This is a genomic window from Achromobacter sp. CF-sbj1-Ac2-l, from assembly GCF_052698165.1.
The window spans coordinates 5,416,422-5,428,423 of record NZ_CP199855.1; the positions used below are offsets into that span (position 1 = coordinate 5,416,422).

A 12,002-nucleotide genomic window follows, 5' to 3' on the forward strand; every position below is an offset into this window, starting at 1 on the left:
CGGTGCTGCAGCGGCGCGCCAGGCCGCGCCGGGGCCGCTATGGACAGGACGCCATGACGGGCGAATAATGGCCCGTCGTCCTTCCCGGAGCGCCCCATGCCTACGCTAGCCCGCAGCCCCGCGCGTTTCCTGGCCGCCCTCGCCTTGTGCGCGGCCGCCTCCGCCCAGGCCCAGACCAACACACAGACCCAGCCCCTGGCAGGAATGGTTGCCGCCGCCAATCCGCTGGCCGCCGCCGCCGGACTCGACGCCCTCAAGCGCGGCGGCAGCGTAGTCGACGCCGCCATCGCCGTGCAGATGGTGCTGACCGTGGTGGAACCGCAATCGTCCGGCCTGGGCGGCGGTTCGTTGATGCTGGTGTGGGATCAGGGCAGCGCCACGCTGTCGGCGCTGGACGGCCTGGCCGCGGCGCCGGCGCGCGTCACCGCCAGCCTGCGCACCGACGTCAACGGCGACACCCTGCCGCTCAAGGACGTGGCGCGCTACGGCCGGCCGGTCGGCGTGCCCGGCACCGTGCGCGTCATGGCGCTGGCGCACCAGCGCTATGGCAAGCTGCCCTGGGCCAGCCTGTTCCAGGCCGGCATCCGCAGCGCCGAAGACGGTTTCCCGATGTCGCCTTATCTGCACGACAGCCTGCGGCGGCTGCCTCAGTTGGCCGAGAATCCGGCGATCCGCAAAATCTTCTACGACGCGCAGGGCCAGGTGCTGCCGGTCGGCGCCACGGTCCGCAATCCGCTGCTGGCCGACGCGCTGCGCAAGGTCGCGGCCGATCCCGATGCCATCAACCACGGCGCGCTGACCGCCGACGTCCTCGCCGCCGTGGGCGCGGGCAAATATCCCAGCCTGATGCAGGCGCAGGACCTGGCCGCCTATCGCCCGGCGGAACGCACGCCGATCTGCGGCCCCTTCCTGTCATGGAAAGTCTGCACCTTCCCCCCGCCCAGCTTCGGCGGCGTATCCGTGCTGCAGCAACTGGGCATGCTGGCCGCGCGCCGCATCGACACGCTCGCGCCCGGCTCGGCCGCGGCCGACCACCTGCTGATCGACAGCGCCCGCATCGCCCGCGCCGACCGGCTGGCCTATATCGGCGATCCGGACCAGGTCAAGGCGCCGGTGCGCCAGTTGATCGCGCCCGACTACACGCGAGAACGCGCCGCGCTGCTGTCCGCCAGGGCCGTGACGCATCCGCGTCCCGGCGTGTTCGCGGGCGTGCCGGCGCCGGCAGGCGCCGAGGCGCCCGGCACCACCGAGACCAGCCAGGTCGCCATCGTCGACGCGCAGGGCAACGCCCTGTCGATGACCACCACCATCAATCTGAACTTCGGCTCGTGGCTCATGCCGCACGGTTTCTTCCTGAACAACGCGCTGACCAATTTCTCGTCGGCGCATGGCAAGGGCGCGCCCAATGCCATGGCGCCCAACAAGCGGCCGGTCACCTCGATGGCGCCCACCATGGTGTTCGACCGCGACGGCAAGCTGGCGCTGGTCACCGGCTCGGCGGGCGGCGGCTACATCGTCGACTACATCGCCCAGGCCGTGGTCGGCACGCTGGCCTGGGGCCTGCGCCCGGCCGATGCGCTGGCATTGCCGCACGTGGCAGGCAACACCGGCCGCAGCCAGATCGAGAAAGGCCGCGTCCCGGAGCAAACCGCCGCGCGGCTGGCCGCGCAGGGCCACAAGATCGAACAGGTGGAAATGAAAAGCGGCGCCGCCGCGATCCGCGTGACGCCGCAAGGGCTGGATGGCGCCGCCGACCCCCGGCGCGACGGCGCCGCGCTGGGCCACTGAGGCCGCTTCAGGCGCTCAGGGTGTCGTACAACTCGACGTGGATGCGTGCCACCCGCTCGATGTTGAATTCGCGCTCGGCCAAGGCGCGGCCGGCCGCCCCCATCGACTGGCGCAGGGCAGCGTCCTCGGCGAGCCGCGCGATGGCGTCGGCCAGGGCCCGCGGGTCCCGCACCGGCACCAGCAGACCGGTCTCGTCCGGCTCGATCGCGTCACGGCAGCCCGGCACGTCTGTCGTCACCACCGCGCGGCCGCAGGCGGCCGCCTCGATCAGCGACTTGGGCAGGCCTTCACGATAGGACGGCAGCACGGCGATGTGCGACGCCGCATACAGCCGCGGCACATCCGAGCGCTCGCCCAACGCCTCGACGCAACCCTCGCGCTGCCAGGCCTCGACCTCGGCCGGCGTGGCCGAGGTCGGATTGCCGGCGTCCACGCCGCCCACCAGCCGCATGGTCACGGGCACGCCGCGCGCGCGCAGCAGCCGCGCCGCCTCGACGAATTCCCACACGCCCTTGTCGCGCAGCAGCCGCGCCACCATGGTGGCCACCACGGGCGGCGCCGGCGGCTCCGGCAGCGCCTGGCACAGATCCAGATCGACGCCGGCGCCGCGGATCAGCACCACCTGCTCGTCGCGCACGGCGCCCAGCGACTTGAGCATGTCGCGGTCGCTGGCGTTCTGGAATATCACCCGGCTGTTGGGATGGCCCAGCGCCAGGCGATACAGGCGCGCCACCACCGAGCGCACCAGACGCATCTTCAGGGAATTGGACAGGAACACGAAGCCCAGGCCGGAAATCGCGGCCACCATGCCGGGCACGCGCGCCAGGCGCGCAGCGATGCCGCCATACAGCACTGGCTTGATGGTCACCAGGTGCACCACCTGGGGCCGCAGTCGCCGGAACAGGCGCAGCAGCGCCAGCAGCGTGCCCAGCTCCTGCAGCGGATGCTTGCCGCTGCGCGTCATCGGAATGACGTGATGGGTCATGCCCAGCGCGACGATGTCGGCGACGGCCGGGCCGTCCATCGTGGCCACGTGCACGTCATAGCCGGCGCGCTGCGCGGCCTGCGCCACCGGCAGCCGGTGCGACATGAAGAACGCCGGGTTGTTGACCACGAACAGCAGACGACGGGCGGCGCTCATGCCGATGCTCCGGACAGACGGCGCCACACCGCGGCGTAGCTTTGCACCATGCGCGCCAGGTCGAAATTCTCCAGCACCCGGGCCCGTCCGGCCTCGCCGGCCCGCCCGCGGCCGCGCGCCGCCACCTCGCGCAGCGCGGTCTCGATGCCGCGCGCCAGCGCCTCGGGCTGCTCGGGTGGCACCACCACACCGGTGTCGCCGATGATGTAGGCCGCGTCGCCCACGTCCGTCGCCACGCAGTACGCCCCGCAGGCCATGGCCTCGGCCACCACGTTGGGGAAGCCTTCGGCGCAACTGGAGAGCACGTGCAGGTCCAGCCCGTTCATCACGGCCGGCACGTCGTCGCTCGGGCCGGCCAGCACCAGCCGTTCGCGCAGGTCGAGCTTGTCGACCAGCGCCATCAATTCAGGGTTGTCCACGGTCATGCCGCGTCCCACCAGCACACAGCGCAGGCCGCCGTCGCGGCCATCGCGCACCAGCGCCGCCACCGCGCGCAGCAGGTTGGCATGGTCCTTCAACGGGTCCCAGCGCGCCACGCAGCCGATCACTGGCACATCGCCGGCCAGGCCCCACTGGCCGCGCACCCGTTCCCGCGCTGCCGCGTCGGGCGCATAGCGCGACAGGTCGTAGCCGTTGGCGATCACCACCATGCGATCGCGACGATAGCCCTTGGCCCCATGCCGTTCGGCCGCGTCCTGCGCGGCGCAGACGATGGCGCCGGGCAGCACGCCCGACAGCAGCGCGCAGGCGCGCAGCACCATGCGGGCAGACCGGCTGCTGCGCTCGAGATGCGCGCCGGAATTGCGGATGCCCCAGGCGACGGCGCGCACGCCGGCCAGGCGCGCCGCCAGGCCGCCGATCAGGTCGGCGTGGTACATCCAGGTCTGCACGGCGTCGGGGCGGGCCGCGGCGATCAGTCGGCGCAAGGCCAGGAAACCTCCAAGCGTGATGCGGCCGCGCGGCATGTCCAGCGTTTGCACCGTCACGCCGGCGGCGCGCAGCCGCTCGCCGTAGACGCCTTCGTCAGTCAGCGACACGACGATGTGCTCGACCGCCTGCCCCGGATAGGTGGCCAGGCGCCACAGCACGGATTCGGCGCCGCCCTGCCCCAGGCCGGCAATCACGTGCACCACGCGCAAGGTCGCTCCGCTCATCGGCCTTCCCTCACCGCTTCGAACAATTCGTCCCATTCCATCAGCACGCTGGCCAGCGCATAACGCTGGCGCACCGCGGCGGCGCCGCGTTGGCCGAATTGCCGGCGCAACGTCACGTCGCCGAGCAGGCGGCGCAGCGACTCGCGCAGCGCGTCACGGTCCCCCGCGGGCACCAGCAGCGCGTCCTGGCCGTCGCGCGTCATTTCGCGCGGCCCGCTGGGGCAGTCGAACGCGGCGCAGGGCAGGCCCAGCGCCATCGCTTCGAGCAGCACGTTGGGAAAGCCCTCGACCAGCGAACTGAGCACGAACGCCTGGCCCTGGGCCAATTCATCCCAGGGCGTTTCAGTGCGGCCAGGCAGGCTGATCCGCGACTGCAGCCCCAGGCGCGCGACCTGTTCCTCCAGCGCCCCGCGCTCGGGGCCTTCGCCCCAGATACGCAGGTTCCAGTCGGGAAAGTCCGGCGCCAGTTGCGCGAAGACATCGATCAGCAGGTCGAATTGCTTGTCGGTCACCAGCCGCCCCATCGCCAGCAGCGTGCGCGGCGCGCCGTCGTCATGCTGCGGCACCAGCGGCGCGTCCAGCAGCGGCGCGGGCAAGGGGTTGGGAATCACGGCCAGGCGCTTGATGCCCGGCACCTGGCGCGAGAACGGACCGGCCGTGTCGGCCGCCTGCACCGTCACCATGTCGGCGCGCGGGTACAGCAGGCGGCGCAACCGACGCCAGATCGTGCCGGTGGTGGTCTCGGCGACCGGGTTGGTCCGCTCGCAGACGATCAGCGGCACGCGCAGGCCACGGGTGGCCAGGATGGCGGCCACGTTGACGTTGGTCAGGAATGACACCACCACGTCCGGCGCGGTGTCGCGGATATGCCGGCGCAGCGTCAGCAGGCGCTTGAACGCCGCCATCGGCCCCGATACGCGCGTGCCGGCCAGGTCCGCCAGCCAGTCCAGCTTGACCTTGTCCGACAGCGGGTAGAAGCAGGTGCCCTTGGACGAATAGGTCGGCGTCAGGGTGACGTCGTCGCCGCGTTCGGCCCACGCGTTGACCAGCGTGGCGGCCACGCGCTCGGCGCCCCCGGCATGCATGGAACTGACCAGCATCAGTATCTTCATTCGTCAGCGACTCCCAACCGATCCTCCCTGTTCGCCACCGGCGCGGTAGCGGTCCAGCCAGGCCTGCATCATCAGCACGCCCCACAGATGGCTATCCCAATTGCGATGTCCGGACACGTGTTCGCGCCACTTGCGCAGGATGGGCTCGGGCTCGAACCAGCCTTCCTGGCGCAGGCGCGCCGGATCCAGCAGCGCCTCGGCCCAATCGCGCAAGGGGCCGCGCAGCCAGGCCGCCAGCGGCACGGCAAAGCCGCGCTTGGGCCGATCCACCAGCGCCTGCGGCACGTGGCGGTACAGCACCTGGCGCAACAGCCACTTGCCGGTGGCGCCGCGCACCTTGTACTGGTGCGGCAGGCTCCAGGCGAACTCATAGACGCGGTGATCGATCAGCGGCACGCGGGTCTCCAGGCTCACCGCCATGGCGGCGCGGTCCACCTTCACCAGGATGTCGTCCGGCAGATAGGTCACGGTATCGAGCTTCATCATGGATTCGAAGGTCGAGCCGCGCATCGCCTGCGCGAATTCGGACACCGGCTCCACGCCGCCCTTGACCACGCGCGCCGGGTCCGACCAGTACGACACGAACAGGCGGTAGAAATCGCCGCGCGAATCGGCGCGCAGCAGTTCGCCCAGCTTGCCGACCTTGCCGCGCCAGGCGCCGCGCCCGGGCAGGTGGGTCGAGGCGCTGAGCAGCGCGCCGGCCGGCGTGCGCAGCAGCGACGGAATGCGCTCGCACTTCTGCCACCAGTTGTTGACGCGGAAATAGCGCGAGTAACCGCCGAACAGTTCGTCGCCGCCGTCGCCGGACAGGGCCACGGTGACGTGCTGGCGTGCCATGCGCGTCACCAGCGAGGTCGGAATCTGCGACGAATCGGCGAACGGTTCGTCGTACATGTCGGCCAGGTTCGGCACCACCGCCAGCGCGTCGTCGGCGGTGACGTACAGCTCGGTGTGGTCGGTGCCCAGGTGCATGGCCACCGCCTTGGCGTGCTGCGCCTCGTCGTAGCCCTTCTCATGGAAGCCGATGGCGAAGGTGCGCACCGGCTGCGAACTCTGCGCCTGCATCAGCGAGACGATGGTGGACGAGTCGATGCCGCCCGACAGGAACGCGCCCAGGCTGACGTCGGACAGCATCTGGCCGCCCACCGCCTTGGACAGCACGCCTTCGAGCGCGTCGGTGGCCTGCGCGTCGGACTCGAACGACAGCAGCGATTGCGCCGCGGTGTCGGCGGCCTCGCGCGCCGACCAGTACACGCGCGGCTCGGGCATGCGGCGGCTGCGGGTATCGTCGGCGGTGAATTCGATCCAGGTGCCCGGGGGCAGCTTGGCGATGCCTTCGTAGATGGACTGCGGCGCCGGAATGTAGTTGTGCCGCATGAACGACGCCAACGCATTGCGGTTCAGGCTGCGGCCGAAACCGGGGATCGGCATCAGGCCCTTGAGTTCGGACGCGAACACCAGCTCGGCGCCGGAATAGCCGTAGTACAGCGGCTTTTCGCCCATGCGGTCGCGCGCCAGCACCAGCTTGCGCGAGGCGCGGTCCCAGAGCGCGATGGCGAACATGCCGACCGAGGCCTGCAGCGTGGCCTCGATACCCAGCGCGGTGAATCCGGCCAACAGCGTCTCGGTGTCGGAATGGCCGCGCCAGGACGGCGCCAGGCCCGAGGCCTCGAGCTGCTGGCGCATGTCCATGTGGTTGTAGATCTCGCCGTTGAACACCATGACGTAGCGGCCGCAGGCGGACACCATCGGCTGATGGCCGGCTTCGGTCAGGTCCTGGATCGCCAGGCGCACGTGCGCCAGCGCCAGCTCGGCGCCGGCGTCTTCCCAGAAGCCGTTGCTGTCCGGCCCGCGGTGGCGGATGCGGCGGCAGCTTTCCGCCAGCACTTGCGCCTTGTCACCCAGGGGGCCCCAAATTCCGACAATTCCACACATGATTTCAGGTTCTCGTGGTCACCGCAGCAACGGTGTCGCGCGCGGCCTAGCGGGCCGATCCGCGCACACCGTCAAAAAGTTCTTTCCATTGGCCCAGCACCCGCTCGGCGGAGAAACGCTCGCGCACCGCCGTGGCCGCTTCGGCCATGCGCTGGCGCAAGGCCTCGTCGCCCATCACCGCATCCAGCTCGCGGCACAGCGCGTCGACGTCGCCATTGGGCCGCACCAGCACGCCGTCGACCCCTTCGCGCACGATCTCGCGTGGTCCGGTATCGCAATCGAACGCCACCGCGGCCAGGCCGCTCGCCATCGATTCCAGCAAGGTATTGGACAGCCCCTCGAAGCGCGACGTCAGCACGTACAGGTCGGCGCTCTGGTACCAATCGCCCACGTTGCCCGCGCGTCCCGGCAGGCTGACGCGCTCCTGCAAGCCGGCCTCGCGCACCTGCGCTTCCAGGGCGCGGCGCTCGTCGCCTTCGCCCAGGATAACCAGATCCCAGTCCGGATGCGACGGGGCCAGCCGGGCATAGGCGCGCAGCAACAGGTCAAAGCCCTTGTCGGCATGCAGCCGCCCCACCGCCAGCAGGCGCTTGCGGCCGTCGCCCGCAGGCGGCGTCAACGCCGGTTCGCCCTTGGGCAATGGCCAATGCACCGGATTCGGAATCACCGCCAGCCGCGAGCCCGGCACGTGCTGTTCGATCCATTGCGCGGTGCCGCGCGTCAGGGCCACCACGCGCGCGGCGCGCGGATAGGTCAGGCGGCGCAGGCGTTGCCAAAAGCCCGACAGGGTCTGCGACGGCGGATGGGTGTGTTCGGTGGCGATGACGCGGCACGACAGGCCGGCGCACGCCAGCACGGACAGCACCGACGCCGTGGTCATCATGCCGAGCACGATGTCGGGCCGGAATGCCTTGATCACGCGCCGCAGCGCGCGCACGCGCTGCACATTGCTCCAGATGCCGCGCAGGCCGCCGCCCTCGCCCGCTGTGTGCAGCACCTCGCGCCGCACCTTCGGATGCAGCGTGTAGACGTCGCCGTCGGCGCTCGCCTGCGTCACCACCATGACCTCGCGGCCCATGCCGGCCCAATGCGCGCTCAGGTCGGCGGCGACCCGCTCGGCGCCTCCGCCATGCAACGAATGGATGAACAGCAGCACGCGCAACGGGCGGCCGGACTCGGGAGCGGCGGACATTCAGGCGGCCTCTTTGGGTTCGGCGCGGCGCAGGGCCACCACCAGATAGCAGGCATAGGACAGCACGTACATCAGGCTGGTGGCCAGCATGATGCCCGCGGCGCCCATCTTCGGCGCCAGCACCATATTGAGCGCGGCTTTCAACGCGAAATTGCCGACCGCGATGGCGGCCATGATGCGATAGCGGTTCTGGCTGGCCAGCAACTGCACCAGGATCAGCACGCCGAAATAGAACGGCAACTGCAACAGGCCCCAGCGCAGTACATGCGCCACGGCGGCGGTATTCTCGGCGGTGAAGGCGCCGCGCTGGAACAGCACCGACACGCCCCAGGGCGCGAGCACCCAGCCGATCGCCACGGCGAGGCCGCCGGCAGCCACCATCAGCACCGACCATTTCAGCGCCATGCCGCGCGCGCGCGCCGTGTCGCCACGCGCCTGCACGTCGGCCAGCACCGGCAGCGCCGCGCGTCCGACCGACACCGCGCCGATCCCCAGCAGCAGCGACAGCAACCGGCTGGCGTAGCCCAGCGTGGCGTTGGCATTGGCGCCCAGGTTGGCCGCGGCATATTGATCCAGCGGACCGACGAAGCTCATGGCCACCTGCCCGATCAGCATCACACCGGCCGCGCTCATCAGTTCGGGCCAGTGCGGCGAACGCAGGGTCAGCCTGGGCGCGCCCCAGAAGCCGCCGTCGGCGCGCGCGGCCAGCCAGGCCAGCCAGGCGGTCTGGATCGCATAGCCCACCAGCGTGCCCCATAGCAGCGGACCCACGCTTTCGGCGCTGGCCGCCAGCATCACCCACGCCAGGGTCGCCACCGCCGGCACGCTGTCCAGCAGCGTGTTGACGTGGCGCTCATGCGCGCGCAGGCGCGCCGCGCTGATACCCGCGATCAGCAATAATGCCGCCACGGGCGCGAAGGCCAGCAACAGTTCGCCCGTCATGTCGCGGACCCGGGCCGAGAGCCCCTGGCCCAGCGCGCCCACTACTTGCGGCCAGGCGAACCAGGTCAGCGCGGCCAGCGCGATGCCCGCGGCCGCCACCCAGCCCTGCAGCTCACGGATGAATTGCTCGCGTTCGGCGTCCTCGGCGCGGCGCAGCCGCACCAGCACCGGAATCAGCACCACCGACAGCACGCCCACGATCGTGACCGGCAGCCAGGTGGCCATCGTCATCGAGAATTGATAGGCGTCCACGGCGTCGCTGACGCCGTAGCGGTACGCCACCGCCATCTCCTTGATGGCGCCGGCGGCCTTGCCCAGCAGCAGGAACACCGCCACCCGGAACGCACCTTTGAAAATGCGTTGGTGGTCCGGGTGGATGCTGCCGAGTTTGCGGACGAGTGCTTTCAAATCAACGCAGGAATTGCGTGTACCAGGGCATCGCCACTTCCAGGCCCTGCAGCACGGTGTGCGTGGGCTGGTAGCCGAGCAGGCGGCCGGCCTTGCTGACGTCGGCCTGCGAGTGGCGCACGTCGCCCGCGCGGAAGTCGGCGTAGACGGGCTGCTTACCGTAAGTCACGCCCTGGTTGGCCAACGCCTGCACGAGGAATCCAAACAACTGGTTCAGGGTACTGCGACCGCTGACGGCCACGTTATAGACCTGATTACGGCCCTCGGCCGGCGCCATTGCTGCGAGGATGTTGGCCTGCACCGCGTTGTCGACGAAGCAGAAGTCGCGGCTGGTTTCACCGTCGCCGTTGATGGTGACGTCCTCGCCCTGGATCATCGCCGCCGTCCACTTGGGAATGACCGCCGCATACGCGCCGTTGGGATCCTGGCGCTTTCCGAACACGTTGAAGTAGCGCAGGCCCACGGTCTCAAAGCCGTAGGAACGCGCGAACACATCGGCGTACAGTTCATTGACGAACTTGGTGACGGCGTAGGGAGACAGCGGTTTGCCGATATTCTCCTCGACCTTTGGCAGGGCCGGATGGTCGCCATAGGTCGAGCTGGAGGCCGCATACACGAACGATTTCACGCCGGCATCACGGGCCGCCACCAGCATGTTCAAGAAACCACCGATATTCACGTCGTTGGTGGTAATCGGGTCCTTGAGTGAACGCGGCACCGAACCCAGCGCCGCCTGATGCAGCACGAAGTCCACGCCTTGCACCGCGCGACGGCACGCATCCAGGTCGCGGATGTCGCCTTCGATGAAGGTCAGGCGCGCCCATTGTTCAGGCGTGACTGAGGCCTTCACTTCATCCAGGTTGTGCTGGTGTCCGGTGGCAAAGTTGTCCAGACCGGTGACAGTCTGGTCCAGCTTCAGCAGGGCTTCCAGCAGGTTGGAGCCAATGAAGCCAGCGCAGCCTGTCACCAGCCATTTGCGCGGCACTGCGGCCAGTTCCTGGGTGACGGTCTCGAAGCGTGTGGTCATGCAACGTCCTCCTTACAGGCGCAAATCGGATTCGGCAGGCGACAACACGTACTTCAGGTCATAAAGAATGTGTTCCGGCTTGCCCAGCTTGCGGATGCCGGCGGCACCCAAGTCTGCAAATTGGTGATGTGCGACACCCAGGATCACGGCGTCGTACTTGCCTTCTTCGAGTTTGGCGACCGGCGTGATGCCGTATTCGTGCACGGCTTCTTCCGCGTCAACCCACGGGTCGTACACGTCCACCTCCACGTTGTAGTCGCCCAACTCCTTGACGATATCGACGATGCGGGTGTTGCGCAGGTCCGGGCAGTTTTCCTTGAAGGCCAGACCCATCACCAGCACGCGCGCGCCCTGCACGTGGATGCGGCGCTTGGTCATGGCCTTGACCAGTTGCGACACCACGTAGCTGCCCATCGAGTCGTTCAGGCGGCGACCCGCCAGGATGATCTCGGGGTGGTAGCCGATCGACTGCGCCTTGTGCGTCAGGTAGTACGGATCCACGCCGATGCAGTGGCCGCCCACCAGGCCCGGACGGAACGGCAGGAAGTTCCACTTCGTACCGGCCGCTTGCAGCACGGCCTCGGTGTCGATGCCCATCTTGTTGAAGATCAGCGCCAGCTCGTTGATCAGCGCGATGTTGACGTCGCGCTGGGTGTTCTCGATCACCTTGGCAGCCTCGGCCACACGGATGCTGGACGCCTTGTGGGTGCCAGCGGTAATGATCTGCTTGTAGAGCTGGTCCACCAGCTCTGCCACTTCCGGCGTCGATCCCGACGTGACTTTTTTGATGGTGCTGACGCGGTGTGCCTTGTCGCCCGGGTTGATGCGTTCGGGGCTGTAGCCGGCATAGAAGTCGACGTTGAACTTCAGGCCCGACACACGCTCGAGGACGGGCACGCAGTCTTCCTCGGTAGCGCCGGGGTAGACGGTCGATTCGTAGATGACGATGTCGCCGCGCTTGAGCACCGCGCCGATGGTTTCGCTGGCCTTGACCAGCGGGGTCAGGTCGGGCTGCTTGTACTCGTCGATCGGCGTGGGCACGGTAACGATGAACACATTGGCCTGCCCCAGTTCGGCGCGGTCGGCGGTATAGGTCAGTTGCTTGGCTTCGGCCAGTTCGGCGTCGCTGACTTCCAGCGTGTGGTCATGCCCGGCCTTCAGGGCGTCGATCCGGCGCGTGTTGATATCGAAACCGATGACAGAGCGCTTCTTGCCGAATTCCACCGCCAGCGGCAGACCGACATAGCCGAGGCCGACGACCGCGAGCTTCACATCCTGAATACGCAACATAACTCTCCCTTCG

9 protein-coding genes are annotated in these 12,002 nt (G+C 69.0%); 1 reads left to right on the forward strand and 8 read right to left on the reverse strand.

The genetic code is table 11. The features are described from left to right. Positions 1-96 precede the first annotated feature (96 nt). Positions 97-1,788 (forward strand): gamma-glutamyltransferase family protein, encoded by a 1,692-nt coding sequence (locus ACUDCK_RS24845; RefSeq protein ID WP_240806445.1) that lies wholly within the window; start codon positions 97-99, stop codon positions 1,786-1,788. 7 nt (positions 1,789-1,795) lie between these two features. On the opposite strand, the gene ACUDCK_RS24850 is transcribed toward ACUDCK_RS24845, so the two are convergent. The 8 genes from ACUDCK_RS24850 to tviB are packed head-to-tail and all read right to left on the reverse strand — an operon-like array spanning position 1,796 to position 11,989. Further along, a complete protein-coding gene (locus tag ACUDCK_RS24850; RefSeq protein ID WP_144655549.1) occupies positions 1,796-2,929 on the reverse strand; it encodes a glycosyltransferase family 4 protein in 1,134 nt (377 codons plus the stop codon). Then, the gene (locus ACUDCK_RS24855; RefSeq protein WP_054500670.1) at positions 2,926-4,083 is read right to left on the reverse strand and encodes a glycosyltransferase family 4 protein; all 1,158 of its coding nucleotides are present in this window, start codon (positions 4,081-4,083) and stop codon (positions 2,926-2,928) included. Before ACUDCK_RS24855 ends, ACUDCK_RS24850 begins: the two co-directional genes overlap by 4 nt. Beyond that, positions 4,080-5,195 carry a glycosyltransferase family 4 protein gene (locus ACUDCK_RS24860; protein WP_054500669.1) on the reverse strand — a complete coding sequence of 372 codons (1,116 nt, stop codon included), beginning with the start codon at positions 5,193-5,195 and terminating at the stop codon, positions 4,080-4,082. The genes ACUDCK_RS24855 and ACUDCK_RS24860 overlap by 4 nt, the downstream gene beginning before the upstream one ends. Before the next feature lie 3 nt (positions 5,196-5,198). Beyond that, a complete protein-coding gene (asnB, locus tag ACUDCK_RS24865; RefSeq protein WP_175167061.1) occupies positions 5,199-7,130 on the reverse strand; it encodes an asparagine synthase (glutamine-hydrolyzing) in 1,932 nt (643 codons plus the stop codon). 46 nt (positions 7,131-7,176) lie between these two features. Next, on the reverse strand, positions 7,177-8,322 hold the full coding sequence (locus tag ACUDCK_RS24870; RefSeq protein ID WP_054500667.1) for a glycosyltransferase family 4 protein: 1,146 nt from the start codon (positions 8,320-8,322) through the stop codon (positions 7,177-7,179). Next, positions 8,323-9,672, reverse strand: coding sequence for a murein biosynthesis integral membrane protein MurJ (gene murJ, locus ACUDCK_RS24875; protein ID WP_116793787.1), 1,350 nt, complete (start codon positions 9,670-9,672; stop codon positions 8,323-8,325). Between the two features lies 1 nt (position 9,673). Beyond that, entirely contained in the window at positions 9,674-10,699 is a 1,026-nt protein-coding gene (locus tag ACUDCK_RS24880; RefSeq protein ID WP_054500665.1) for an SDR family oxidoreductase, read from the reverse strand. A gap of 12 nt (positions 10,700-10,711) precedes the next feature. Next, complete coding sequence (gene tviB, locus ACUDCK_RS24885; protein ID WP_116793789.1) at positions 10,712-11,989, reverse strand: Vi polysaccharide biosynthesis UDP-N-acetylglucosamine C-6 dehydrogenase TviB; 1,278 nt, start codon at positions 11,987-11,989, stop codon at positions 10,712-10,714. Positions 11,990-12,002: the final 13 nt, after the last annotated feature.

What these genes read in the sequence shown, in the direction of transcription:
- ACUDCK_RS24845 (WP_240806445.1), top strand. Translation starts at nt 97, where the DNA reads ATGCCTACGCTAGCCCGCAGCCCCGCGCGTTTCCTGGCCGCCCTCGCC.
- ACUDCK_RS24850 (WP_144655549.1), bottom strand. Translation starts at nt 2,929, where the DNA reads ATGAGCGCCGCCCGTCGTCTGCTGTTCGTGGTCAACAACCCGGCGTTC.
- ACUDCK_RS24855 (WP_054500670.1), bottom strand. Translation starts at nt 4,083, where the DNA reads ATGAGCGGAGCGACCTTGCGCGTGGTGCACGTGATTGCCGGCCTGGGG.
- ACUDCK_RS24860 (WP_054500669.1), bottom strand. Translation starts at nt 5,195, where the DNA reads ATGAAGATACTGATGCTGGTCAGTTCCATGCATGCCGGGGGCGCCGAG.
- asnB (WP_175167061.1), bottom strand. Translation starts at nt 7,130, where the DNA reads ATGTGTGGAATTGTCGGAATTTGGGGCCCCCTGGGTGACAAGGCGCAA.
- ACUDCK_RS24870 (WP_054500667.1), bottom strand. Translation starts at nt 8,322, where the DNA reads ATGTCCGCCGCTCCCGAGTCCGGCCGCCCGTTGCGCGTGCTGCTGTTC.
- ACUDCK_RS24880 (WP_054500665.1), bottom strand. Translation starts at nt 10,699, where the DNA reads ATGACCACACGCTTCGAGACCGTCACCCAGGAACTGGCCGCAGTGCCG.
- tviB (WP_116793789.1), bottom strand. Translation starts at nt 11,989, where the DNA reads ATGTTGCGTATTCAGGATGTGAAGCTCGCGGTCGTCGGCCTCGGCTAT.